Source organism: Synechococcus sp. CS-1329 (genome assembly GCF_025128055.1).
Taxonomy (GTDB): Bacteria; Cyanobacteriota; Cyanobacteriia; order PCC-6307; family Cyanobiaceae; genus Regnicoccus_A.
In genome coordinates this window covers 50,663-75,891 of the sequence record NZ_JAHLYS010000048.1, presented here as the reverse complement: position 1 = coordinate 75,891, position 25,229 = coordinate 50,663, and the positions used below count along the sequence as shown (strand labels likewise).

Sequence of the window (25,229 nt, the reverse complement as noted above, 5' to 3'; positions counted from 1 at the left end):
GGGATTACCGATTAAAGAGCCTGGCGAGGTCATCCGCCACTCCAGTCGGCACCATGTGGCGCACATCTCCACCGAAGCGGGCCACCTCCTTGACCACGCTGCTGCTGAGAAAGCTGTGGTGGGCTGCGGTGACCAGGAACAGGGTTTCCACCTCCGCCGCCAGGCTGCGGTTGGTGTGGGCGATCTGAAGCTCGAATTCGAAATCGCTCATCGCCCGCAGGCCCCGCAGGATCACGGCGGAGTCGCAGCGGCGGGCGAAGTCCACGGTGAGGCCGTCGAAGCTGCTCACCTCCACCCGCTCCAGGTGGGAGGTGGCCTGGCGGATCTGGCTGAGCCGCTGCTCCAGGGGAAAGCTGGCCTGCTTGCTCGGGTTCTGCAGCACCGCCACCACCAGGCCGCTGAACAGCCGCTCGGCCCGCTCGATCAAGTCGAGATGGCCCAGGGTGAGCGGATCGAAACTGCCGGGATAGACGGCCTTCATGGGGGCTTGGTCATGGGGCCCCCCGCGGGGAAGCGATGGCGCGGATCCTATGGATGGCGCCGCCGCCGTGGACCTCGCTGCCTAAAGTCGTCGTATCGATTGCGACCTGTTGATGGCCCCCGACGCTCCCACCAGCTCAGCCAGTGGCGGCCTCGACGCCGCCGCCAAAAAGACGCTGCTGCGCAAGATCCCCCATGGGCTGTTCATCTGCGGCGTCGCCGAAGGCGAGACCATCAATGGCTTCACCGCCAGCTGGGTGACCCAGGGCTCCTTCGAGCCACCCCTGGTGGTGATGGCCGTGCGGGCCGACTCCACCAGCAACGGCATCATTCAGCGCACCCGGCGCTTTTCCCTCAACGTGCTCGCGGCCGACCAGAAGGACCTGGCGGCGGTGTTCTTCAAGCCCCAGAACGGCATCGGCGGCCGCTTCGACGCCGCCCCCTACAGCCTGGGTGCCCTGGGACTGCCGATCCTCGAGGCGGCCCTCGGCGCCGTGGAGTGCGAGCTGGTGGGTGAGGTGGTTCATGGGGATCACACCGTCTTCGTGGCCGAAGTGAAGACCGCCGTGCTGCACCGCGATGGAGCGGCCCTTGAACTGGGCCCCACCGGCTGGCAGTACGGCGGCTGAGCCAGACCCCGGACACCGCTGCCATGGGCCGCCTCGCCCAGCCCCTCCTGAGCGATCCCGATCGCCTCAGCCAGCGGCTCAAGGAGCTGCCGGCTGAGCCGGGCTGCTATCTGATGCGCGACGCCGAGGACCGCATCCTCTACATCGGCAAGTCGAAAAGTCTGCGCAGCCGCGTGCGCAGCTATTTCCGTGAGTCCCACGATCTGAGCCCGCGCATCGGCCTGATGGTGCGCCAGATCTGTGAGATCGAATTCATCGTCACCGACAGCGAAGCGGAGGCGCTGGCGCTGGAATCCAACCTGATCAAGGCCCACCAGCCGCACTTCAACGTGCTGCTCAAGGACGACAAGAAATACCCCTACCTCTGCATCACCTGGAGCGAGCCCTACCCGCGCATCTTCATCACCCGGCGGCGGCGGCTGCGCAGCCCCCTGGATCGCTTCTACGGCCCCTACGTCGATGTGGGCCTGCTGCGGCGCACGTTTTTTCTGGTGAAGCGGGTGTTTCCCCTGCGCCAGCGTCCCCAGCCCCTCTACCGCGACCGCACCTGCCTCAACTTCGACATCGGCCGCTGCCCCGGGGTGTGCCAGGAGAAGGTCAGCCCCGAGGCCTACCAGCAGATCCTGCGCAAGGTGGCGATGGTGTTCCAGGGCCGCAGCGACGAACTGCTGGAGCTGCTGCGCGGCCAGATGGGGCGCTACGCCGAGCGTGAGGACTACGAGGCTGCCGCGCGGGTGCGGGACCAGCTGCAGGGCCTTGAGCAGCTCACCGCCGAGCAGAAGATGACCCTGCCCGATGCCTCCGTGTCGCGGGATGTGCTGGCCCTGGCCTGTGATCAGAGGCTGGCGGCGGTGCAGCTGTTCCAGATGCGCGCCGGCAAGCTGGTGGGGCGGCTGGGCTACACCGCCGATGCCAGCATCGCCGCCCCAGGCGAGATCCTGCAGCGGGTGCTGGAGGAGCACTACAGCCAGGTGGAGTCCGTGGAGATTCCGCCTGAGGTGCTGGTGCAACACCCCCTGCCCCGCCAGGAGCTGGTGCAGGAGTGGCTGAGTGAGCGGCGGGGCCGCAAGGTGCGGCTGTCGCAGCCGCAGCGGCAGCAGAAGGCCGATCTGATCGAGCTGGTGGAGCGCAACGCCGCCTTCGAGCTCAGCCGCGCCCAGCGCAGCGCCGAGCAGCACCAGCTGGCCACCGAAGACCTTGCCCAGCTGCTCGACCTGCCCCAGCCGCCACGGCGCATCGAGGGCTACGACATCAGCCACATCCAGGGCAGTGATGCCGTGGCCTCCCAGGTGGTTTTCGTCGATGGGCTGCCCGCCAAGCAGCACTACCGCAAATACCGGATCCAGAGCAGCAGCATCAGTGCCGGCCACTCCGACGATTTCATGGCGATGGCGGAAATCATGCGGCGGCGCTTCCGTCGCTGGTCGCAGGCCAAAGCAGAGGGGGCCGACCTCTCGGAGCTGCGCCGGGCGGCCAGAACGGCTCTGCATACCGGCGGACTGGGCGACTGGCCCGACGTGGTGATGATCGATGGCGGCAAGGGCCAGCTCTCCGCGGTGATGGAAGCCCTGCGTGAACTCAACCTGCACGAGGAGCTGGTGGTCTGTTCCCTGGCCAAGCAGCGGGAGGAGGTGTTCCTGCCCGGCGCCAGCCAGCCGCTGGAGAGCGAACCCGACCAGCTGGGTCTGCTGCTGCTGCGGCGGCTGCGCGATGAGGCCCACCGCTTCGCGGTCAGTTTCCACCGCCAGCAGCGGGGTGAGCGGATGAAACGCTCCCGTCTCTCCGACATCCCCGGCCTCGGCCCGAAGCGTGTCAAGGAACTGCTGGGTCACTTCCGCTCGATCGACGCCATCCAGCTGGCCAGCCCCGAGCAGATCGCCGCCGCCTCCGGAGTGGGTCCGGCCCTGGCCCAGCAGGTGTGGAGCTACTTCCACCCCGGCGATCCCGAGGAGTCGCCCGATGGCGAGTCGCCAGCTGAGCCGCTGGCGGTGGCATGAGGCACGAGCGTTGAGCCCCGCCACGACCACGGCGGCCATCGGCCTCTGGGTGCTGGGGGATCAGCTCCACCCCTGCCAGGCGGCCCTGGCCTCAGTCGAGCCGTCCGGGGCACGGGTGCTGCTGATCGAGAGCCGCTCGGTGCTGCAGTTCAGGCGCTACCACCGCCAGAAGCTGGTGCTGGTCTGGAGCGCCATGCGCCACTTCGCCCACGACCTGCGCCAGGCCGGCTGGACGGTGGATCTGATCGAGGCTGAGGCCTTTGGAGCCGCCCTGAGCGGCTGGATCCAGCGGCATGGGCTGAAGGAGCTGCGGCTGATGGAGCCGGCTGATCGGCCCTTCCGCCAGGCGGTGGAGCGGCTGGAGCAGAGCGGCAGCCTCGGCGTGCCGCTGCGCTGGATCCCTTCCAATGCCTTTCTCTGGAGCCGGGAGGACTTCGCCGCCTGGGCCCGCTCCCGGCGCTCCATGCGCCTGGAAACGTTCTACCGGGAGGGCCGACGGCGGTTCGGGGTGTTGATCGAGGACGGCCAACCCCTGGGTGGTCGCTGGAATTTTGATCACGACAACCGGCGCCCCCCCGGACGGGGATTGCAGGGGCCCCAGCCGCTTCGCTTCGAGCCCGATCTCATCACCCAGGCGGTGATCGAGAAGGTGCGCGCGTTGGAGCAAGGACCCGAGCCGGCTGGCCTGCCGGGATCACTCGAACCCTTCAGCTGGGGGGTCAGCCGCGCCCAGGCCCTGGAGGTGCTGGAGCACTTCATCCACACCCGCCTCGATGGTTTCGGCCCCCACCAGGACGCGATGGTGAGCGGCCAGCCCACCCTCTGGCATGCGCTGATCAGCCCCTATCTCAACCTCGGGTTGCTGCATCCCCTGGAGGTGATCCAGCGCCTGCAGCAGGCGGGCGCCGAGCGCCAGCAGCGGGGCGAGCCGCTGCCCCTGGCCAGCCTCGAGGGGGTGATCCGCCAGATTCTGGGCTGGCGTGAATACACCCATGGCCTCTACCACTGGTTCGGTCCTGAGTACACCAGCTTGAACGCCTACGGCCACCACCGCCCCCTGCCCCGCTTCTTCAAGACCCTCGGCGGCAGTGGCATGGCCTGCGTCGATGAGGTGCTGGCGGAGGTGGCGGCCAGCGGCTACGCCCATCACATCCAGCGGCTGATGGTGCTGGCCAACTACGGACTGCTGGCCGGTCTCGACCCCCAGGCCCTCACCGCCTGGTTCCACGCCCTGTTCATTGATGGTCACGACTGGGTGATGCAGACCAATGTGCTCGGCATGGGCCTCCATGCCGATGGCGGGCGGCTGGCCAGCAAGCCCTATGCCGCCAGCGGTCGCTACATCCAGCGCATGAGCACCTATTGCAAGGGTTGCCGCTACGACCCGGCCCTGCGCACCGGCCCCCGCGCCTGCCCGTTCACCACCCTCTACTGGAATTTTCTGGACCGCCATGAGGCCGTGCTGCGCGGCAACCCGCGCATGGCCCTGATGCTCGCCCATCTCGACAAGCTCGATGCCGGGGAGCGCCAGGCCATCGCCGCTGCGGCCCTGGTTCATCACGAGGCCACCGAGGCGGAGGAGCAGCTCCCCTAGCTTGAGACCACCGTTCTGCTTTGCCCCGATGACGCTCCCGGTCCTGCCAGCGGAGGCCTATCTCTGGTTCAAGACCCTGCACATCGTCGGGGTTGTGGTGTGGTTTGCCGGGTTGTTCTATCTGGTGCGTCTGTTCATCTATCACGTGGAGGCGGATGAGCTGGAGGAGCCCCTGCGCGGCGCCTTTCAGCAGCAATACACCCTGATGGAGCGGCGTCTGGCCAACATCATCACCACCCCGGGCATGGTGGTGGCGGTGGCCATGGCGGTGGGTCTGCTGGTGGCCCAGCCCCTCTGGCTGAAGCAGGGCTGGATGCACGCCAAGCTGGCCGTGGTGCTGGCCCTGCTGGCCTACCACTGGTTCTGTTATCGCCTGATGGGCCAGTTGCGCGAGGGTCGCTGCCGCTGGAGCGGGCGACAGCTGCGGGCCCTCAACGAGCTCCCCACCCTGATGTTGGTGCTGGTGGTGATGCTGGTGGTGTTCAAGGGCCAGTTCCCCACCGGTGCGGCCACCTGGTTCCTGGTGGCCCTGGTGGTGGCGATGGCCGGCTCGATCCAGTTCTATGCCCGCTGGCGACGCCTTCGCGCGGAACAGGAGGCGCTGGCCGGTGGCACCTGAGCGGCTGATGGCCCCTGAACATCCGCTGGTGGCGGTGTTGCGACGGGTGGAGCCGTCCTGCTGCCCCGGGCGGCTCAATTTCCACTGCCACACCACCTGCAGCGACGGCAGCCTCCAGCCTGAGTGGCTGGCCGACCAGGCGGTGGATCGGGGCCTGGAGCACTTCGCTGTCACCGATCACCACAGCACGGCGGCCCTCGGGCCCCTGCAACGGCGGCTGGAGCAGCACCGCCAGCGGGGTTGGCAGGTCCCCACGCTCTGGAGCGGTGTGGAGATCAGCTGCCTGCTGGAGGGCTGCCTGGTGCATGTGCTGGGGCTGGGTTTCGACCCGGGCCATGCCGCCCTGGCCCCCTACCTGGAGGGCAACGCCGTGGTGGGCCCGGCGCTCCGGGCCGGGGCCGTGCGACGGGCGATCCATGCCGCCGGCGGGCTGGCTCTGCTGGCCCATCCCGCCCGCTACCGCCTTCCGTACCACCTGCTGATCACGGCAGCGGCGGAGCTGGGATTCGATGGCGCCGAGGCCTACTACGACTACGAACAGAGTCCGTGCTGGCGCCCCTCGCCACTGGTCTGTGAGTCAATCGCCGCCCAGCTCAATCGGCTGGGATTGCTGACAAGTTGCGGTACAGATACCCATGGGCTGGGGCTTGGTGGCCGCTAGGCTCATTGGCAGGTTTCCGTTCCCTGACCATGGGTCTCTTCGATCGTCTGCTCGGCAACCGCTCCGAAGGAGCTTTCACCTCCAAGGCCGCCAAAGCCAAACCGGAGAAAGCCAAGCAGGAAGAGAGCTTCTACCTCGACGCAGACGCCTCCAGCAGCCTGGGCGATGTCAATTTCATGCGGCGCTCCAACAAGATTCGCCACACCTTTCCCGGTAATGCCGACAACCCCGGCAACAAGGAAATGATCCAGGAGGTGGATTCGATGGCCGCCCGGCTCGAAAGGGCCAGCACGGGCATGCCAGGCACCGAGATCAAGGCCGCTGCCACCAGCCTCAGCGGTGGCGTGCCCAAGCCGGTGAAGAAGACCTTCGTGGAGAAGATGAGCTCTGCCGAGCTGAGCAAGCGGCTGAGGGGCTCTGCCGTGGGTGGCGTCAACGCCGCGGGTGGCTCAGCCCCCGCCGCCCGCAAGCCCGCCGGCAGCGGCGGCGATGATCAGCCGAGCACCGGTCTGCAGAAGGGCAAACCCGGCACCATCGATGCCTTCAAAGACATGGCCAGAGAGATGAACTCCTGATCGATCGCCACCCCCCGGCCCGGCTGAGGCTGATCTCCACGGTGCTCAGCCTTCCACCAGACGTTCACTGCTGAGCACCAATCCCTTGAGGTGCTGCAGTTGCTCCGGGCTGGCCCCCTCCCACAGGCTGCGGTTGTGGGCTTCCAGCAAGCGCTCGGCCATGTCGCGCAGGGCCCAGGGATTGGTCTGGCGCAGGAACTCCAGCAGGGTTTCATCACCCAGCCAGGTGTCACAGATGGCCCCATAGCTCCAGTCCGGCACCCGGCCGGTGCTGGCGTCGTAGGCGAAGAGGTAGTCGAGGCTGGCGGCCAGCTCGAAGCCCCCCTTGTAGCCATGGGCCCGCATGCCGTTGATCCAGCGGGGATTGAGCACCCGTGAGCGCAGCACCTTGTCGAGCTCCCGTTCCAGGCGATGCAGGCGGGGCCGCTGGTGGCGGGAGTGATCACCAAACCAGAGGGCCGGAGCCGTGCCGCGCACCCGCTCGGTGGCGGCGCTCAGGCCCCCCTGGAACTGGTAGTAATCGTCGGAATCGAGCAGATCATGCTCGCGGTTGTCCTGGTTGTGCAGCACCACCTGAACCTGGCGCAGCCGTTGTTCCAGGCCGTCGCGATCGGCGATCGCCTCACCGCTGCCCTCATACCGCCAGCTGCTCCAGTTGAGGTAGGCCTCGCCCAGATCGCTGCGCTCCTCCCACTGGCCGCTGTCGATCAGGCCCTGCAGTCCGGCGCCGTAGGCCCCTGGCGCTGAGCCATACACCCGGGCGCAATGACCCTCGCGGATCAGTGCCGCCGCCAGGGGATTGTCGGACTCCGCCTCCTGTAGGCCCGCCACCAGGGCCGTGGCCCGGTTCATCCAGCCCACCAGCTGGGGGAAGGCATCGCGGAACAGGCCGGAGATGCGCAGGGTCACATCCACCCGCGGCCGCCCCAGCAATCCCAGCGGGATCACCTCCAGGTCCACCATCCGCCGCGTCGGCCCATCCCAGACCGGCCGCACCCCCATCAGGGCCAGGGCCTGGGCGATGTCTTCGCCGCCATTACGCATCGTTGCCGTCCCCCACACCGAGAGGGCCAGGTGGCGCAGGTCGTCGCCCTCCTCCTGCAGGTGCAGGTCCAGCAGCAGCTCGGCGCTGCGCCGCCCCAGGTCCCAGGCCGCTTCGCTGGGCAGTCCACGCAGATCAACGCTGTAGAAATTGCGGCCGGTGGGCAGCAGGTCGGGCCGGCCGCGGGTGGGGGCCCCAGACGGACCGGCGGCAATGCGCTCCCCCGCCACCCCCGCCAGAAAGGACTCCCGCTCCGCCTCACCGCAGCGCAGCAGCTGTGGGATCAGATCGCCGCGCACCCGCTCCAGCACCGAGCGGGTGCAGGGGCCGCAGGGGGGGATCTCCACCACCGGCTCCAGCAGGGAGCGCAGCAGCTCCAGGGCCCGTTCCTCCAGCAGGGCCACGCCATCCCCGACCCGGCGGCAGGCCTGGGCCGCCTCCGGTGCTAGCGCCAGCAGCCGCCGCCGGTCAGAGGCGTCCAGCGGCTCTTCCTCCGGATCGGCCCAGGGGTCGAGCGCCAGGCCCAGATCCTTGGCCAGGGCCTGGGTGAGCCCGGGCCCCTCGGCCAGGGGTGGCCGCGCCAGGCAGAGCAGCAGCTCCAGCAGCGGCTCCGGGGCGGGCAGGTGGCCGAAGGTGTGCAGGCCCGTGCGGATCTGGGCCTCCTTGAGCTCACAGAGGTAGCCGTCGGCGCGGTCGATGCGGCTCTCGAGATCGCTGGCCTCCAGCGGCAGCTCCAGGGCCTCGAGGGTTTCGGCCAACCGCTGGCGCAGGGGGGCCACCCGGGCGCTGCCCAGCTGGCAGGCCTCCCAGTACTCATCCAGCAGGGCCTCCAGGGTCTGGAGGGGCCCATGCAGCCCCGCCCGCCCCAGCGGTGGGGTGAGGTGATCGAGGATCACGGCCTGGGCACGGCGCTTGGCCTGGGACCCTTCGCCGGGATCGTTGACGATGAAGGGGTAGAGGTGGGGCATCGGCCCCAGGGCCCATTCGGGGAAGCACTGGTTGGAGAGCCCCAGCCCCTTGCCCGGCAGCCACTCCAGATTGCCGTGCTTGCCCACGTGCACCACCAGCTGGGATCCCTCCACCTGCCGCAGCCAGAGGTACTGGGCCAGGTAGGCGTGGGTGGGGGGTAGATCGGGGCTGTGGTAGTTGAGGCTGGGGTCGCGGTCGTAGCCCCGCTCCGGCTGGATCAGCACATGGATGCGGCCGAAGCGCAGACCCCGGATCGGGAAACCGGCGCCAGCGGCGCTGCGCTCCAGTCCGCTGTCCTGGTCCGCTGAGCCCCAGCGCCGCTCGATCAGCTGGCGACCCTCCTGGGGCAGGGCGTCATACCAGCGCTGATAGGTGGCCAGGGGGAGGTGGTCGAGGGCCGGCCTGTGGCTGCTCTCGGCGTCGTTGCTGCGGCCCGCCAGCAATTGTTCGATCAGCTCCTGGCCGCTCTGGGGAAGCTGCCCATCCGGCGGCTGCCCCTGGGCTGCACCGAGGTCGTAGCCGGCGGCGGCCAGCCAGTGCAGCATCGCCGCCGCACTGGCGGGGGTGTCGAGGCCGACGCCATTGGCCAGGCGGCTGTTGCGGGTGGGGTAGTTGGCGAGCACCAGTGACAGACGCCGCTGGGCCGGCGCCGTGCCGCGCAGAGTCACCCAGGCCTGCACCAGCTGGGCGATCCAGTCGAGTCGTTCGAGGTCGGGCCGGTAGCGGTGCAGAGCGGTGGTGAGCCGCTCATCGGCCTGCTCCGCCGCTTCCTTGAAGGCCCCCACCCGGGTGCTGAGGCGGCCATCGAGCTCGGGCAGCGCCACCTGCAGACTGAGGTCGAGCGGGCTCAGGCCGATGCTGCTGCTGCGCCAGCGCTCGCGGCTGGAGCTGCTGCAGAGCAGCTGCAGCACCGGCACGTTCAGAGCCTCCCAGAGGGGGGCGCCGAGGCCCGCCTCCTCGAACTGCACCGAAGCGAAGGAGGTGGTGCAGAGCACCGCCTGGACGGCTTCGCGCCCCAGCAGGTCGGCCACCCCGCGCTGCACGCCTGCGTCGCGCAGGCCGCTCACCCACAGGGCCCTGGGGCAGAGCCCGCGCTGGCGCAGGGCCGCCAGGGTGGCCTCCGCCAGGGCGGTGTCGCCCGCCTGCAGCAGGGCGCGGTAGAGCACCAGGCCCACCCGGGGGCCGGGATCCTCCCTCCAGTCGTGGGGGGAGGGATCGCTGAGGGGTTCCAGCTGGGGCGGCTCGGGTGGCTCCCCCATCAGCAGGGCATCGAGACAGAGCAGCACCCGGCGCAGGTTGGTGCGCCCCCCTTCCCGGAGGCAGCGACCGATCGCCAGGGCCAGGGCCGGAGCCACGCTGCCCAGGCTGGCCAGGTCCCCCTCTTCGTCGCTGGTGCCGGCCACCACCACCAGCTGACGGCCAGGGCCGTCAGCCCAGTGACGCAGCTGCTCCAGGCCATAGCTCCAGTGGCCACGGCCTCCCAGCAGGCGCACCACCACCAGCCGGGTGGCCCCCAGGCTGGTGGCCAGGTAGTGATCGATCACAGCCGGATGATTCAGGGCCGCGAGGTTGAGACCGCGCACCTCCTGGCTCAGCAGAGTCGGCTCATCGTCCAGCAGGTCCGCGAGGGTGCTCAGATCGGTGTCAGCGCTGCTGAGCAGCAACAGGGGCGCCGAGGGCTGCTCCACATAGAGGGGACCATCCGTGTCGCCGGTGGCGCCGGGAACTGCTGCGAGCCGATGCATCCAGACATCCTCGGTCCTGACGGTGAGAAGATCGAGGCCCGACCACGGTGCGGTGCCCCCCGCTCCACGCCCTTCCCAAGCGACCCTGCATGCAGAAGTTTCTCCCCTACGCCTGGTTCCAAGGCGGTTGCGTTCCGTTCGCCGAGGCCACCCTTTCGGTGGCCACCCACGCGCTGCATTACGGCACCGGTGCCTTCGGGGGGATGCGGGCCCTGCCCAACCCAGCCGATCCAGGTGAAATCCTGCTCTTCCGCGCCGACCGCCATGCCCGCCGGCTGAGCCAGAGCGCTCGGCTGCTGCTGGCCGAGCTGGAGGAGAGCACCATCCTCGGCGCCATCGACGCCTTTCTGCAGGCCAACCGGCCCACCACCCCGATCTATCTGCGGCCGTTTGTCTACACCAGTGACCTCGGCATCGCCCCGCGCCTGCACGACATCGAGACCGATTTCCTGATTTACGGCATCGAACTGGGCGACTACCTCTCCCCCGATGGTGTCAGCTGCCGCGTCAGCAGCTGGACCCGCCAGGAGGACCGCTCCCTGCCGCTGCGCGGCAAGATCAGCGGCGCTTACATCACCAGCTCCCTGGCCAAGACCGAGGCGGTCAAGAGCGGCTTCGATGAAGCCCTGCTGCTCAACAGCCGCGGCAAGGTGAGCGAGGCCAGCGGCATGAACCTGTTCATCGTGCGCGATGGCGTGCTGATCACCCCCGGCGTTGATCAGGACATTCTCGAGGGCATCACCCGCGCCAGCCTGATGGAGCTGGCCCGTGCCCTCGACATTCCGGTGATCGAGCGGGCGGTCGACAAGACCGAGCTGTTCATCGCCGATGAGGTGTTCCTCAGTGGCACGGCGGCGCGGGTGACTCCGGTGCGGCGGGTGGAGACCACCGACCTGCCCACGGAGCGGCCGGTGATGGAGCGACTGCGGGAGCGGCTCACCCAGATCACCATCGGCAACGATCCCAGCTACGACCACTGGGTCACCCGCATCCGCCTGCGCGACTGATTTCTAGAGTGACCGTCGGCACGTTGATGCAATGACGGCACTGGTGGGCGGCACGGCGACAACAACAGCAGGGGCCCGCCGAGTCGGGTTCCTTGAGCATCTGCATGGTCCCGGCAGGCCCGTGGTGGTCTTCGACGGTGCCACCGGCACCTCGCTGCAGCAGATGGACCTGGATGCCGAGGATTTCGGCGGCGCCGCCCTTGAGGGCTGCAACGAGAACCTGGTCTTCACCCGGCCCGATGCCGTGCAGGCCGTGCACGCCCAGTTTCTGGAGGCGGGCTGTGATGTGATCGAAACCGACACCTTCGGGGCGGCCTCGATCGTGCTGGCGGAATACGGGCTGGAGGACCAGGCCTTTGCCCTCAACCAGCGGGCCGCTGAGCTGGCCCGGGACATGGCTGATCGCTACAGCACCCCCGCCAAGCCCCGCTTCGTGGCCGGCTCCATGGGCCCCACCACGAAACTGCCCACCCTCGGCCACATCGACTTCGACACGATGAAGGCCTCCTTCCGCGAGCAGGCGGCTGGTCTGCTGGCCGGCGATGTCGATCTGTTCATCGTCGAGACCTGCCAGGACGTGCTGCAGATCAAGGCGGCGCTCCATGGTCTTGAGGAGGCCTTCGCGGCGGCCGGCCAGCGGCGGCCGCTGATGGTCTCGGTCACGATGGAAACCACCGGCACGATGCTGGTGGGCTCCGATATCGCCGCGGTGGTCTCGATCCTGGAGCCCTTCCCGATCGACGTGCTCGGCCTCAACTGCGCCACCGGACCGGAGCAGATGAAGGCGCACATGCGCTATCTGAGCGAGCACAGTCCGTTTGTGATCAGTTGCATCCCCAACGCCGGATTGCCTGAGAATGTGGGCGGTGTGGCTCACTACCGGCTCACGCCCATGGAGCTGCGACTGCAGCTGCTCCACTTCGTTGAGGATCTGGGGGTGCAGGTGATCGGTGGCTGCTGCGGCACCACCCCCAGCCACATCGCTGCCCTCGCCGAGCTGGCGGCGGATCTGCAGCCCAGCCCCCGCCCCGTGCGCCTGCCGGAGCAGCGGCTGCAGCGGCCCGCTCTGCAGTGGGAGCCGGCGGCGGCCTCGATCTATGGAGTCACCCCGTATCACCAGGACAACTCCTTCCTGATCATCGGCGAGCGGCTCAACGCCAGCGGTTCGAGGAAGGTGCGTGATCTGCTCAACGCCGAGGACTGGGACGGGCTGGTGGCCCTCGCCCGTGGCCAGATCAAGGAGAACGCCCATGTGCTCGATGTCAACGTCGACTATGTCGGGCGCGATGGCGAGAAAGACATGCACGACCTGGTCAGTCGTCTGGTCACCAATGTGAATCTGCCGCTGATGCTGGATTCCACGGAGTGGCAGAAGATGGAGGCCGGCCTGAAGGTGGCCGGTGGCAAGTGCATCCTCAACTCCACCAACTACGAGGATGGCGATGAGCGCTTCTTCAAGGTGCTGGAGCTGGCTCGCCGCTATGGCGCCGGGGTGGTGGTGGGCACCATCGATGAGGAGGGTATGGCCCGCACGGCGGAGCGCAAATTCGCGATTGCCCAGCGGGCCTATCGCGATGCCGTGGAGTTTGGAATCCCGGCCCATGAGATCTTCTACGACCCCCTGGCGCTGCCCATCTCCACCGGCATCGAGGAGGACCGCCGCAATGCCGCCGCCACGATCGAGGCCATCCGCCTGATTCGTGAGCATCTGCCCGGTGTTCATGTGGTGCTGGGGGTGAGCAATGTGAGCTTCGGGCTCTCACCGGCGGCCCGGATCGTGCTCAATTCCGTCTTCCTGCACGACTGCTGCGCAGCCGGCCTTGATGCTGCCATCGTCAGCCCTGCCAAGATTCTTCCTCTGGTGAAGATCACAGAGGAGCATCAGCAGATCTGCCGTGATCTGATCAACGACCAGCGCCGGTTCGAGTCGACAGCGGCCGGGGCAACGGGGACGGCGGCGGCAGGGGCGATCTGCACCTACGACCCGCTCACCGTGCTCACCGGCCTGTTCGAGGGGGTCAGCGCCAAGGAGGCGAGGGCCTCTGGGCCAAGCCTGGCCGATCTGCCCGTGGAGGCCCGACTGCGTCAGCACATCATCGATGGCGAGCGCATCGGCCTTGAGCCGGCCCTGCAGGAGGCCATGACCAGTCACCCGCCCTTGCAGATCATCAACACCTTTCTGCTCGACGGCATGAAGGTGGTGGGTGAGCTGTTCGGCTCCGGGCAGATGCAACTGCCTTTTGTGCTCCAGAGCGCTGAAACGATGAAGGCCGCCGTGGCTTTTCTCGAGCCGCACATGGACAAGATCGATGGGGTGAGCAGTGCCAAGGCCAAGTTTCTGATCGCTACCGTCAAGGGTGACGTGCACGACATCGGCAAGAATCTGGTGGATATCATCCTCACCAACAATGGTTATGAGGTCATCAACCTTGGCATCAAGCAGGGGATAGAGGCCATCATCGAAGCCCAGCAGCTGCACCAGGCTGATTGCATTGCCATGAGCGGACTGCTGGTGAAATCCACTGCCTTCATGAAGGACAATCTGCAGGCCTTCAATGAGGCGGGCATCACCGCTCCGGTGATCCTCGGCGGTGCGGCCCTCACTCCCCGCTTCGTGCAAAAGGACTGCCGCTCGGTGTACAACGGCCAGGTGATCTATGGCCGCGATGCCTTCGCCGACCTGCGCTTCATGGATGCGCTCTCGGAGGCCCGCAAGGCCGGCCAGTGGGACGACCAGCTGGGATTCCTCGCCGGTGCCCCCGCCGGGCTGGGACTGGAGCCCGAACCGGCTGCTGCCGCTGAGTCAGCCGCTGAGCTTGAAGCGGCCGGCCCGGGCGATCAGGCCCCAGGAACCAGCCCCCCCGCCATCACCAGCCATCGCTCCGAGGTGGTGCCGGAGGAACCCCCCGTGGAGCCGCCCTTCCTGGGCAGTGCCCTGATTCAGGAGGGGGAGATTCCCCTCGATGAGGTGTTCGCCTATCTCGACCGCAATGCTCTCTTCGCCGGCCAGTGGCAGCTGCGCAAGGGCCAGGAGCAGAGCCGCCAGGCCTATGAGGCGATGCTGGCCGAGAAGGCCGAGCCCGTGCTGCAGAGCTGGATCGAGCGTTGTCGCCAGGAGGCTCTGCTCACGCCACGGGTGGCCTACGGCTACTTCCCCTGCGGCCGCGATGGCAATGCCTTGGTGGTGTTTGAACCCGAGGGCGGCGAGCGGGAGATCGGCCGCTTCGAGCTGCCGCGGCAGCGGGGCGGCAACCGCTACTGCATCGCCGATTTCTTCCGCGATCTGCGCGACGGCAGGCCCAGGGATGTGCTGCCGATGCAGGCGGTGACCATGGGCGAGCGGGCCAGCGCCTTTGCCCGCGAGCTGTTCGCCGCCGATCGCTACAGCGACTACCTCTATTTCCATGGTCTGGGGGTGCAGATGGCGGAGGCCCTGGCGGAGTGGACCCACGCCCGCATCCGCCGCGAGCTGGGCTTCGCGGCCGAGGAACCGACGGTCCTGCGCGACGTGCTGGCCCAGCGCTACCGCGGCAGCCGCTACTCCTTCGGCTATCCGGCCTGCCCCAACGTGGCCGATTCCCGCCAGCAGCTGGACTGGCTCGATGCAGGCCGCATCGGTCTGACCATGGATGAGAGCGATCAGCTGGAGCCCGAGCAGAGCACCACTGCCCTGGTGGCACTGCACAGCCGCGCCCGCTATTTCAGTGCCTGAGGCTCCCGTCCCTGCTCAGAGGGGTCAGTGGCAGGCTGAGGGGGTCTCCGCATGAACTGCCATGGCGATTGCCGGTCCTGATGGTGTCGATGCGGCGATCGCCGCCGGCGTTGATCTCGATAGAAGCCCGATTCCTGCCGAGATGCTCAGCCTCTACAACGAGGTGATGGCCCTGGAGGCGGCGCGGGCCCGCAGCGGCGTACGGAAGTCGATGCGCAACCGGGTGGTGAAGACGGGCTCGAAGCACCTGGATCAGGCCAGCCTCGATGCCCGCCTCAAGGCCGCCGGCTGGGATGGCCTCAAAACCAAGGAGATCGATTTCTTCTACAGCTGAGGCGAGGCTCAGAGCGACTCAAGGCTGTCGATGACCTCCTGCTGGAACGCCACGAGGCTGGTCGAGTCGCTCAGGTCAAAACCCTCACCCGCGGCGTTCTGGGTGAGTTCCTGGAAGTGGAAGGCCCCCTCCCCATGGGCGAGAAATTCCATGGCGGAGGTTTCACCGCTTTCCTTGAAGGCGTCGTACAGGGCCATGAAGGCAGCGTCTTCGGCGAAATCCCAGCTCATGAAGGTGTTGAAGGCAAGGCGGAAGGGCGGCAGAAGGAAGCCTTCCAGCACCGCTGCTCAATGACCTTTAACGCCTGCCCCCCCGAATCCGTCAACCTCCCCACAGAATTTCGTTCGCGCCGATGGTCTGATCCATGGTCAGACTCGTCACTCATGCCAGGGATTTTGCGTGGATCAATCGTCGATAGCTCCCAGCTCTGCCGCGCTGAATGTGCTGGGGCAGCCTCTGGTGATCTGCGGCTGTGAGCCGATGACCGGCTGGTTCCGCGATGGCCACTGCCGCACCGATCCCGCCGACCATGGCCGGCATACGGTCTGTTGCGTCATCACGGATCTGTTTCTGCGCTACTCCCTCTCCCAGGGCAACGACCTGAGCACCCCCAGGCCCGACTACGGCTTTGCCGGCCTCAAGGCCGGCGATCACTGGTGCGTCTGTGCCCCCCGTTGGCTGGAGGCCCACGACGACGGTGTGGCCCCACCGGTGCGGCTGGAGGCCAGCGAAGCCTCCTGCCTGGAGCTGATTCCCCTCGAGCTGCTTCAGGCCTTCGCCCATACGGCCACACCGCAGAGCTGAGCCCTCACCAGGGAATCGTGGTGCCGTCCCAGGCCAGGAAGCGGCCGGTGTCCGCCGGCCGCTGGGCGGCGATCACATCGAGCAGCTGGCCGGCGGCCCGCTCCGGGCTGAACAGCCGCTCCGGCGGCACCGAGCCGCGGAAGGGTTCGGAGAGCGCCGTGGCGGTGGTGCCGGGATGGAGCAGGCTCACGCAGGCCAGGGGCAGGCGCCGCTGCCACTCCAGGGCCAGGCAGCGCAGCAGCTGGTTCTGGGCGGCCTTGGCCGCCCGGTAGCCGTACCAGCCCCCCAGCTGGTTGTCGCCGATGCTGCCCACCCGCGCTGAGAGGCTGGCGAAGTGCAGTGGCTCCTGGCGGGGCAGCAGCGGCTCCAGGGCCTGGGCCAGCAGCACCGGGCCATAGGCATTGACACTGAACAGGCGCTCCAGCGAGTCCCGCCTCAGCTGCTGCAGCCGCTTCTCCGGTTGCAGATCCCCGTCGTGGAGCAGACCGGCGCTGTTGATCACCAGCCGCAGCCGCACCGTCTCCTGCCGCAGCCGCCTGGCACAGGCCTCGAGGCTGGCCTCGTCGCTGAGGTCGAGGGTGAGGGCCCGCTCGGGCGGCACCACGCTCCGCGTGGACCACGGGCTCCGGCTGGTGCCCCACAGCCTCAGGCCGGGGGCCCGCTGGGCCAGGGCCTGGAGCAGCGCCTGGCCGATGCCGCCGCCTCCCACCACCAGGGCATCCCCCTGCCAGTGGGCGAGCTCCTGGGGGGCTTCAGGGGCTCCAGCTGCCGGGGCCGGCGTCGACATGGGCAGGGAGGGCCGAAGGTGGAATGGCTCATGATGGCCGGATGGCACTGCGCATCGGCATCTACGGGCAGGGCGCTTGGGGCCGGGCCCTGGGCCAGGTGTTCCGCCAGGGTGGCCACAGGATCAGCACCTGGTCGCGTCGCAGTGGCGGCGAGCCCGCTGAGGTGCTGGCGCATCAGGATGTGATCGTCTGTGCCATCGCCATGGCCGGCGTGCCGGATCTCTCTCAGCGGCTCTCCTGCCGCTGGCCTGCGGGGCTGCCGCTGATCAGCTGCACCAAGGGCCTGAACCTGCAGCAACTCCTCACCGCTTCCCAGCTCTGGCAGCGCGCGATCCCCAGCCTCTCCAGCCTGGTGCTGAGTGGCCCCAACCTGGCCGGCGAGCTGGAGGAGGGGCTGCCGGCAGCCAGTGTGCTGGCTTCACTCCACTCCGATCTCGCCCAGTCGCTGCAGCAGCAGCTCAGCGGCGATCAACTGCGGCTCTACACCAACAGCGATCCGATCGGCACCGAGCTCTCCGGCGCCCTCAAGAACGTGATGGCCGTGGCGGCCGGTGTCTGCGATGGGCTGGGCCTGGGAGCCAACGCCAAGGCCTCTCTGCTCACCCGTGGGCTGGCGGAGATGGGCCGCCTCAGCCAGCGGCTGGGCGGTGACCCCGACACCCTCTACGGACTGGCGGGGCTGGGAGATCTGCTGGCCACGGCCAACAGCCGCCTCAGCCGCAATTACCGCTTCGGTCTGCAGCTGGCGGAGGGGCTCAGTGCCGAGGAGGCGGTCCGGTCCATCGGTGCCACCGTGGAGGGCCCATCAACGGCCGTCGCGGCCCTGGCCCTGGCGCAGCAGGGCGGAGTTCACCTGCCGATCTGTGCCCAGGTGGTGGGCCTGATTGAAGGTCGCATCACCCCCCCTGAGGTGGTGAGTGCCCTGATGGAGCGCGATCTCAAGCCAGAGGAACGATGAGCAACGGTTCTCTGCCGGCGGCCTTGATCACGGCCTTTGCCGAGCGTCCGCTCCAGGGCAACGGTGCCGCGGTGGTGGCGCTGGAGCGGCCGCTGCCAGCCGCCTGGATGCAGGCGGTGGCGGCCCAGCTGCGGCAGTCGGAGACAGCTTTTCTTCTGCCCATCGGCCGCCCAGGAGCCGCTGCTGAAGACCCCGCTGAGTGGGCCCTGCGCTGGTTCACCCCCCACTGCGAAGTTCCGCTCTGTGGTCACGCCACCCTGGCCTCCGCCCTGGCCCTTGGCCATTGGGGATTGCTGGCACCAGGGGCCTCCACCCGTCTGCACAGCCGCTCAGGACCGCTGCTGGTGAGCCTGAGCCCGAGCCGTGCGGGCCGCGCTCAGCTGGTCCTCCCTTCCGGGGGTCTGGAGCCTTCACCCCTGCCCTGCGAGCTGGGCCCGTCGCTGGCGGGCACCCCTCTGGGCAGCTGGCGATCGGCCCTGGGCTACTGGGTGGTGCTGCTGCCGCCGCAGTTCCCCCTGGCCGGCCTCAACGGGGACACTCTGGCGCAGGAGTTGCGCGGGGAATTGCGCCAGGGCCTGGTGCTGATGCAGGCGTTGGAGGCCAGCGACCAGAACCCCACCCAGAACCCCACCCAGAACCCCACGGTGCAGGGCCTGCCAGCCGACTACCAGCTGCGTTTCCTGGCGCCGGGTCTGGGCATCAGTGAAGATCCGGTCACGGGATCGGCCCATGCCCTGGTGGCTCCATGGTGGTGTGATCAGCTGGGGCGTGAGCGGGTGGTGGGCTGGCAACCCTCGCCCCAGGGGGGTGGGATGGTGTGTGATCGGCTGTCTTCAGGCATGATCCGGCTATCGGGTGCGGGTCAACTGCTATGGGATGGCCGCTTGAGCGCTGGTGTCATCGCTGGGGAAACCGCGGACTGGAGCTGCTGTCGGCCCGGCCCCGCCTGAACCGGGTGCTGGTGAGCGCGCCCCTGAGCGTGGTGGTCCTGGGCCTTGGTTTCCTGGCTCAGCAGACCCTCACCGAACCGCGTTCCAGCCTCGATTCCAGGGTGATGGAGGAGCTGCTGCCGGCCACCGCCGCCGATGATCCCGACCGCCAGGCCGAGGCGCGGCAGCTGGGCGAGATCCAGGCACGCCGCGCTGATGCGGGCCTCCCACCAGCCCCCTCCGGTGCCGCCCCCAGCGGCGACCTGGCCCTGGTGGAGCCGGCCGCTGGTCGCCCCGTTCCCCTGGAGGCGCGGGTGGCCCTGCTGCGCCAGGCCGGTCGACCCACGCTCTCGGCCGCGGGCCCCTGGCAGCTGCTCAGCGGCGATGGCCGGCTGCTGCAGCGCGGCGCGGCGGGGGAGCCTGTGGACTGGAGCCGCCAGAGCAGCGCTGATCTCTGGCTGGAGAGCCCCGGCGGTCAGGCCTTGCTGGTCAACGGATCGCCCTATGAGGGCCGGCTGCGCCTGCTGCGCGAGGGCGACGGCATCACGCCGATCAACCATCTACCCCTGGAGCGTTACATCGCCTCGGTGGTGGGGGCAGAAATGCCCAGTTCCTGGTCGATGGAGGCCCTCAAGGCCCAGGCGGTGGCCGCCCGCTCCTATGCCCTGGCGCACCTGGCCCGGCCCGCCAATCCCCACTGGCACCTGGGGGACACCACCCGCTGGCAGGCCTACCGCGGACTGGAGTCGGTCACGGCCCGGACCCGGGAGGCCACTGAGCGCACCAATGGACTCATCCTCAGTTACCAGGGGGGCATCGTCGAGAGCCTTTACGCCGCCAATTCCCAGATCACCGTGGAGGCCCATGGCCATCTGGGGGCGAGCATGAGTCAGGAAGGCGCCCAGCAACTGGCCCTGCAGGGTCAGCGTTACAACCAGATTCTCGGTCACTACTACCAGGGGGCCTCCCTGGCACGGTTGCAGATCGGTGGAGCGAGCTGAACGGATCTGGGCTGAAGCGCTGGAGCGCAGCCGTGAGGCCCTCGGCAGCGGCAGTCTTGTTCCCCTGGAAACGGAGCTGCTCCCGCCCCAGGGCTGGGAACCGTTTCAGCTGCGCCGCCTGCTCTCCGCCACCCCGAAGCACCTGCGGCCCCAGGGACCCAAGCCCAACCCCTTCCGCCCCTGGGATTCGAGCCTGCAGGTGCGCCTGCTGGGACAGCGGCACCTGGTGCTGCTCAACAAGTACCCCGTCCAGGCGGGCCATGTGTTGCTGATCACCCAGGACTATCACCCCCAGTCGGGCTGGCTCGAGGAGCACGACTGGACGGCGGTGGCCCATGTGGATGCCGACACCGGCGGGCTCTGGTTCTTCAACAGCTGCGCCGAAGCCGGCGCCAGCCAACCCCACCGTCATCTGCAGCTGCTGCCGCGCCACGACAACGAGGCGGCCTGCCCGCTGGAGCCGCTGCTGCAGGCTCAGCTGGCAGGAGTGGAGCGACCCTGGCCCTGGGCGTACCAGCTCAGCCGCCGCCAGCCCGGTGAGGGGGCCCAGGCCCTGGCCGCCACCTATCGCGCCCAGGCCAGGGCCCTCGGCCTGGGTGATCCCGCCGGCGATCCCAGGCCCCGCCATCCCTACAACCTGATCTTCAGCGACCACTGGTTCCTGACGGTGCGCCGCCAGCGGGAGCATATGGCGGGTTTCAGCCTCAATGCTCTTGGCTTCGCTGGCTACCTGCTGCTGAGCGAGCGCTCGGAGCTGGACTGGCTGCAAGGCCGGGGACCCTGGGCCCTGCTGCAGGCGGTGGCGGCGGCCAGGGGCTGAGCTCTGGCCATTCCGTGGTTACACGGTTGCCAGAACCCGCTGGCTGGTCCGTATCTGGAAAGGGGGCAGCGGCACTGAGGCCGTGGCTCCTGGATCGGGCTGCCGAGCCCATCCAGCTCGTTCTCCTTTACATCCACCTGTCTCAATTCCGATGACCAGCGTTTCCCTGCTTCAATCCCGCCCCGGCCGGCCCGGTCTGAGCCGGCGGCTGCGCCAGCGCAACGACCGGGTGGCCAAGCACCTGGAGCTGGTGCGACCGATCGCCCACCACTACAGCTCCCTCTGCCGCGAGGGTCGCGACGACCTGACCCAGGTGGGGCTGCTGGGGCTGCTCAGGGCTGCTGAGTTGTTCCAGAGCGATCAGGGCACCCCGTTCGAGGCCTTTGCCCGCCACCACATCCGCGGAGCGATCCTCCACTACCTCCGTGATCAGGCGCCTGTGATCCGGCTGCCACGCCGCCAGCGGGAGCTGGAAGATCGCCTGCGCCGCTTGCAGCAGAGCCAGCTTGGTGAAGCGGCCGCCACCAATCCGTGCCAGGAACCGCTCACCGGTGTCAGCCTTGCCAGGCAGCTGGGCCTGAGTGAGGCCCAGTGGCAGCGCTTCGAGCAGCTGCGACAGCTGGGCAGGCCGGTGAGCCTGGCGGGAGAGGAGGACAGGCTCGTCGCCGCCGAGACTGAACTGGAGGAGGGGCCCGCAGGCTGTGAGGCCGGCGAGCGGATCATGGCGCTGCTGGCCGAACTGGAGCTTCGTCAGCGCACCGTGGTCAGGGAGGTAGTGCTGGCAGGGCAGAGCCTCAGGGGCACGGCCCGCAAGATGCAGGTCAGCCCGATGACTGTTCATCGCCTGCTGGCCCGGGCTCTGGATACCTTGAGACAGCGCCTGGAGGGTGAAGGACTGGGCTTCAGCCCTGCCCTTGGCTCCCGTCACGGGCCATCTGCTTCTCCAGTGTGCTGATCGCGGCATTCACGGCCGCCAGTTGACGCTCGACCCCGTCCCGCCAGTAGGTGAGCATGTGCAGCTTGCGCTCTTGATGCTGCCGGCGACTGGAGGCGGGGTCGCAGCTGGAGGCCCCGAAGCAGGGCAAGGGAGGAAACATGAGAAAATGTCACGTGTAAGGACGGTTCTAGCGAGCGGTCCACCCCTGATGCGTCGCCTTCTCCATGGCAGGCCATGGAGCGACCAGCCCAACACCGCAAAGCCGTCCAACTTGAGAATCAGATTGAGAACACTAGGTCCCATCGGTCTCGCCACCATGGCCGCCCTCTCCGGCACGGCCGGCGTCGTTCTGGAGGCGCCCGCAGCTCGGGCTTCCTACATCCAGCTGATGTCCGGGCAGGCAGCCCGGCCTCTGCAGGGCCGTTTTAACGCCGTCCCGGTGCTCCACTCCAACCAGCCGGAGGAGGTGTTCGGCCCGGGCATCTTGATCAATACAGCCCCTGGATCGGCTGTGGCACGGGAAACAGGCCAGAGCCTGAGCAATTCCACGTTCACCTTCAACGGTGAATTCGGTCTGCACATGCACCACAAGTATTACCCCGAGGATGCCACTCGGCTGGGCTATGGCCTGGTGCGAGGCCAGCTCACCCTGGCCACGATCGTGATCAACCCCGGCACGAAGCCGGTCACGCTCGAATTCGATCGGGGCGCCGTGCGCAACAGCTTTGAGGCCCCCTATCTGGCGGATCGCCTGATGGGTGTCAAGCCGCTGGGTCCCAGGCCCTGGAATACCGGGCCTGGCGACGCCACGGCGGTGATCATGCTGCGCAACCAGCTTGATTCGAAGATGCCCGAGCGGTTCACCATTCCCCCCAAGAGTCGGGCCGTGCTCTTCCATACGCAGCTGCCCGCCCGCGGCATCGCCAACGGCCTGCTCAGCGGCCGCAGTGATGGTCCCTTCCAGATGGCGGTGGTGGCGGCGGAGGATCCCCGCAGCGATGCCGATCTGATCGCAGTTCTCGATCAGGGGATCCTGGCCCCGGGCCGCATTTACCTGAGCATGTTGCCCAAAATCCAGAACCGGCAGGTGTTCTCCAGGGTTGGCGGCGTGGCCCTGGGGGATGCCTTCGCGGCCAGCATCAGCCACGACCTCAGTCAGGCCCCCCTGCATGTGCCCTTCACCAGCACCAATCGCCACCATTTCGGCACCCGTGAGATCCAGGTCAATGAACTGGCCAGTCGCATGGTCGATTCCTCCCTCGACAACGTCGGCACCTATGGCGTGCGCTTTGACGTGGAGCTGAACCTCAAGGGGTCAGGACCCTACGAACTGGTCTTCAGCCACCCCACCGCCAATGGCCGCCAGTTCACCGCCTTTCGTGGATCAATCGGGATCGAAACTGATGCTGGCTATGGCGAAGTTCACGTGGGCATGCGCTCCGGAGAGAGCCTTTCCCTGAGGCAGTTGAACCTGCTCCCGGGTGTCAACAATCGCGTCAAGGTGAGCATGGTCTACCCCGCCGATGCCACCCCGGGGCATCTGCTCAGCGTGGTGCCGGCCTACCAGCTGGCCCAGCTGCGCGAACGGGAGCGCCGGGTGGAACTGGCCCGCGCGGCGGCGGCCTCAGACGCGGCAGCTGCGAAGCGCAGGACCGCACCAGCCGCCGCTCCGCCCGCGGTGGCGGCCGGTCAGCAGGCTCCAGCTCCAGCCGTTGCTGCCCCGGCCCGGGCCGTCAGGCCCCCGGCTGCCGCGCCTGTTCCGGCCCGCCCACCGGTCCAGCCCGCCAACGTCAGGCCCACGTCACCGCCACCGCCCCTGTCGATGCCGGCACTGGTGCCAGCCTGGTTGCCCCCGCTGCCGCCCCTGAGGCTCTTCAACCAGGCGCCCCAGACGCTACCCAGCCTGGCGGAAGTGCCTGTGGGCACATCCAAGCCAGCCTCTCCCCAGGAGACTCAACAGCTGCGGGATCGCTACCACGAGGCCGCCGATGTCCAGCAACGCTTTCTCAGGCAGTTGATGGGCCGTTAAGCCCGTCCTGATCAGGTTTCTGTGCCACCCGACGAGACAAAAGCGGATCGCCAGAGAATTCAGCTCATCCTGCCCGTCGCCCAGGTGGAGCAGATCGATGAGCTTTGCAAGCAGCTGGGGCACCGCAGTCGTGGCGCCCTGCTTGAGCGTTTGCTCGATGATCTCTTCCCCAGCGACCAGGATTTCGAAGGCGAGGGGGATGCTGACCAGCTGGAGGAGGTTCTCGATGAGGGCCTGGATGCCTGCCGGGCTCTGGTGCTGGTCACGGGGCTGGCCGGGGATCTGCTGTCCCTCGACGCCATGGATGAAGAGAGTGGGCTGGCAGATCAGCCCGCGCTCGAGACCATCGCCAGACCTGCCCGCCATGGGCAGCCCCAGGAGTCGCGCCAGAGCACCGGCCGAAGCGGCATCGACCTGCCAGGGTTCGTGCGTCAGTCGTCGGCGCGGTTGAAGCGCAGCCTGCATCCGCGGCCCGCCGCCGCTGAACCGCTGCCCTCGGTTCAGGCACCGGAACTGGATCAGGCGCTGTTGGCGGCTGATGAGCACTGGCTCAATCTTTACGGAACGGCAGCGAATGAGGCCGTTCTGGAGGCCGCCTTGCTCTGGCTGGCCCGCGACATCTGGGCCCAGTCGGATCAGGCGGAGGGGCGGCCCTTCACCTGGGCCCTGATCGAGCAGTGGATCAGCGGTTTCGTCAGTGGTTGGCCCCCGGGACCGCCCATGTTCAACCGGGTGATCGTGGCCGCTGGCTTGCTGGAGGATCCCTTCAGCACCGGCACCATCACCCTGCGGATTCCCACCTTGATCCGCCGCTTTGTGAATCGCTTCCGCCGGCGGCGGCAGGGCACCTCCTTCCAGACCTTGGAGCACACGATGACGTTGCAGGGTGCGTTGAAGGTGCTGGCCCTGCCCACTGCACCGGGGCACCAACTCAGCCTCCATCAGATCCGAGAGGCCTATCGCGAGCAGGCCATGAGCCACCACCCCGATTCAGGAGGCAGCGCCGATGCGATGCGCCGCCTCAATGAGGCTTATCAATGGCTCAAGGAGCTTTACCGCCGCAAAACCTGAAAGGGAAGCCCGCTAACCTGTTTCAGTTGTCTCAATCTAGACCCTGAGCTGGTCCTAGTAGCAGTCTCACTCGAAGTTCCCAAGACCAATTTCTGGATGCCGATGAGACCAAGGGAATAGCGGGTCCGCTCTGGCTGGAGCTGCTCGTGCGAACTCCTTCTGGTTCTCTTCAGGTTGCCGAGTCCTTGAGGGGAGCGATTGGCCCTCTTCAGCAGCAGACCCTGGACTGTGTGTCCAAGCCGGCCTGGACACACAGTCCAGGGCCGATCTGGCCGCTCAAATGACAGTGAAGGCAAGCTTTTTCGATTTCGCGTACCTGCTGTAGACACAGGTACGCGAATGATTCTGTCTGTCAGAGCCCCATCGCTCTGCTGCGATGACGCTGAATGGGCGATTTTTGGGGTTGGATCACAGCTGGGCCGGGAGGCCGAGCGCAATTGCTTCTTAACCATCTCAAATGAGAGGCCTACTCGGTCCAAGACTTGGACTCAATCTGGATGAAAGTGTCTAGGCTAAGACGCATAGCGA

21 protein-coding genes are annotated in these 25,229 nt (G+C 67.8%); 17 read left to right on the top strand and 4 right to left on the bottom strand.

The features are described from left to right. Positions 1 to 4 precede the first annotated feature (4 nt). Positions 5 to 481: a pantetheine-phosphate adenylyltransferase gene (gene coaD / locus KQ304_RS13120; protein ID WP_259737508.1), complete on the bottom strand. Its 477-nt coding sequence runs from the start codon at positions 479 to 481 to the stop codon at positions 5 to 7. A 112-nt stretch (positions 482 to 593) separates the two neighbouring features. On the opposite strand from coaD, the gene KQ304_RS13115 reads away from it, so the two are divergent. From KQ304_RS13115 to KQ304_RS13090, 6 genes are read left to right on the top strand one after another with little or no spacing between them, the layout of a single operon-like run. After that, positions 594 to 1,109, top strand: coding sequence for a flavin reductase family protein (locus KQ304_RS13115; RefSeq protein ID WP_259737507.1), 516 nt, complete (start codon positions 594 to 596; stop codon positions 1,107 to 1,109). 23 nt (positions 1,110 to 1,132) lie between these two features. Then, a complete protein-coding gene (uvrC, locus tag KQ304_RS13110) occupies positions 1,133 to 3,106 on the top strand; it encodes an excinuclease ABC subunit UvrC (protein ID WP_259737506.1) in 1,974 nt (657 codons plus the stop codon). Between the two features lie 10 nt (positions 3,107 to 3,116). Beyond that, positions 3,117 to 4,700 carry a cryptochrome/photolyase family protein gene (locus KQ304_RS13105; RefSeq protein ID WP_259737505.1) on the top strand — a complete coding sequence of 528 codons (1,584 nt, stop codon included), beginning with the start codon at positions 3,117 to 3,119 and terminating at the stop codon, positions 4,698 to 4,700. Positions 4,701 to 4,728: 28 nt separating this feature from the next. Beyond that, on the top strand, positions 4,729 to 5,319 hold the full coding sequence (gene hemJ, locus KQ304_RS13100; protein WP_259737504.1) for a protoporphyrinogen oxidase HemJ: 591 nt from the start codon (positions 4,729 to 4,731) through the stop codon (positions 5,317 to 5,319). A 7-nt stretch (positions 5,320 to 5,326) separates the two neighbouring features. Further along, the gene (locus KQ304_RS13095) at positions 5,327 to 5,980 is read left to right on the top strand and encodes a PHP domain-containing protein (RefSeq protein ID WP_259737503.1); all 654 of its coding nucleotides are present in this window, start codon (positions 5,327 to 5,329) and stop codon (positions 5,978 to 5,980) included. Positions 5,981 to 6,009: 29 nt separating this feature from the next. After that, positions 6,010 to 6,555, top strand: a complete 546-nt coding sequence (locus KQ304_RS13090; protein WP_259737502.1) for a hypothetical protein — start codon at positions 6,010 to 6,012, stop codon at positions 6,553 to 6,555. Positions 6,556 to 6,600: 45 nt separating this feature from the next. On the opposite strand, the gene cobN is transcribed toward KQ304_RS13090, so the two are convergent. Further along, positions 6,601 to 10,311, bottom strand: coding sequence for a cobaltochelatase subunit CobN (cobN, locus tag KQ304_RS13085; RefSeq protein WP_259737501.1), 3,711 nt, complete (start codon positions 10,309 to 10,311; stop codon positions 6,601 to 6,603). 89 nt (positions 10,312 to 10,400) lie between these two features. Here cobN and KQ304_RS13080 point away from each other — a divergent pair, with 89 nt between their 5' ends. The 3 genes from KQ304_RS13080 to KQ304_RS13070 all read left to right on the top strand — a co-directional run bounded on the left by KQ304_RS13080 (position 10,401) and on the right by KQ304_RS13070 (position 15,364). After that, complete coding sequence (locus KQ304_RS13080) at positions 10,401 to 11,318, top strand: branched-chain amino acid transaminase (protein WP_259737500.1); 918 nt, start codon at positions 10,401 to 10,403, stop codon at positions 11,316 to 11,318. A 31-nt stretch (positions 11,319 to 11,349) separates the two neighbouring features. Then, on the top strand, positions 11,350 to 15,030 hold the full coding sequence (metH, locus tag KQ304_RS13075) for a methionine synthase (RefSeq protein WP_259737499.1): 3,681 nt from the start codon (positions 11,350 to 11,352) through the stop codon (positions 15,028 to 15,030). A gap of 61 nt (positions 15,031 to 15,091) precedes the next feature. Further along, complete coding sequence (locus KQ304_RS13070) at positions 15,092 to 15,364, top strand: DUF4090 family protein (RefSeq protein WP_259737498.1); 273 nt, start codon at positions 15,092 to 15,094, stop codon at positions 15,362 to 15,364. Between the two features lie 8 nt (positions 15,365 to 15,372). Here the strand turns inward: KQ304_RS13070 and KQ304_RS13065 are convergent, their stop codons facing one another. Beyond that, positions 15,373 to 15,594 (bottom strand): hypothetical protein, encoded by a 222-nt coding sequence (locus tag KQ304_RS13065; protein WP_259737578.1) that lies wholly within the window; start codon positions 15,592 to 15,594, stop codon positions 15,373 to 15,375. Positions 15,595 to 15,763: 169 nt separating this feature from the next. Here KQ304_RS13065 and KQ304_RS13060 point away from each other — a divergent pair, with 169 nt between their 5' ends. After that, the gene (locus tag KQ304_RS13060) at positions 15,764 to 16,168 is read left to right on the top strand and encodes a DUF2237 family protein (RefSeq protein WP_259737497.1); all 405 of its coding nucleotides are present in this window, start codon (positions 15,764 to 15,766) and stop codon (positions 16,166 to 16,168) included. Between the two features lie 4 nt (positions 16,169 to 16,172). On the opposite strand, the gene KQ304_RS13055 is transcribed toward KQ304_RS13060, so the two are convergent. Continuing rightward, positions 16,173 to 16,955 carry an SDR family NAD(P)-dependent oxidoreductase gene (locus KQ304_RS13055; protein ID WP_259737496.1) on the bottom strand — a complete coding sequence of 261 codons (783 nt, stop codon included), beginning with the start codon at positions 16,953 to 16,955 and terminating at the stop codon, positions 16,173 to 16,175. A gap of 41 nt (positions 16,956 to 16,996) precedes the next feature. Here KQ304_RS13055 and KQ304_RS13050 point away from each other — a divergent pair, with 41 nt between their 5' ends. The 7 genes from KQ304_RS13050 to KQ304_RS13020 all read left to right on the top strand — a co-directional run bounded on the left by KQ304_RS13050 (position 16,997) and on the right by KQ304_RS13020 (position 24,701). Then, positions 16,997 to 17,914, top strand: coding sequence for an NAD(P)H-dependent glycerol-3-phosphate dehydrogenase (locus tag KQ304_RS13050; RefSeq protein ID WP_259737495.1), 918 nt, complete (start codon positions 16,997 to 16,999; stop codon positions 17,912 to 17,914). After that, positions 17,911 to 18,864 (top strand): PhzF family phenazine biosynthesis protein, encoded by a 954-nt coding sequence (locus KQ304_RS13045; RefSeq protein WP_259737494.1) that lies wholly within the window; start codon positions 17,911 to 17,913, stop codon positions 18,862 to 18,864. Before KQ304_RS13050 ends, KQ304_RS13045 begins: the two co-directional genes overlap by 4 nt. Continuing rightward, positions 18,786 to 19,844 (top strand): SpoIID/LytB domain-containing protein, encoded by a 1,059-nt coding sequence (locus KQ304_RS13040; RefSeq protein ID WP_259737493.1) that lies wholly within the window; start codon positions 18,786 to 18,788, stop codon positions 19,842 to 19,844. The genes KQ304_RS13045 and KQ304_RS13040 overlap by 79 nt, the downstream gene beginning before the upstream one ends. Continuing rightward, positions 19,831 to 20,664, top strand: a complete 834-nt coding sequence (locus tag KQ304_RS13035) for an ATP adenylyltransferase (protein ID WP_259737492.1) — start codon at positions 19,831 to 19,833, stop codon at positions 20,662 to 20,664. The genes KQ304_RS13040 and KQ304_RS13035 overlap by 14 nt, the downstream gene beginning before the upstream one ends. Before the next feature lie 151 nt (positions 20,665 to 20,815). Next, positions 20,816 to 21,619 carry a sigma-70 family RNA polymerase sigma factor gene (locus KQ304_RS13030; RefSeq protein ID WP_259737491.1) on the top strand — a complete coding sequence of 268 codons (804 nt, stop codon included), beginning with the start codon at positions 20,816 to 20,818 and terminating at the stop codon, positions 21,617 to 21,619. A gap of 298 nt (positions 21,620 to 21,917) precedes the next feature. Beyond that, positions 21,918 to 23,630, top strand: a complete 1,713-nt coding sequence (locus tag KQ304_RS13025; RefSeq protein ID WP_259737490.1) for a DUF3370 domain-containing protein — start codon at positions 21,918 to 21,920, stop codon at positions 23,628 to 23,630. Positions 23,631 to 23,651: 21 nt separating this feature from the next. Then, complete coding sequence (locus tag KQ304_RS13020) at positions 23,652 to 24,701, top strand: J domain-containing protein (protein ID WP_259737489.1); 1,050 nt, start codon at positions 23,652 to 23,654, stop codon at positions 24,699 to 24,701. Positions 24,702 to 25,229 lie beyond the last annotated feature (528 nt).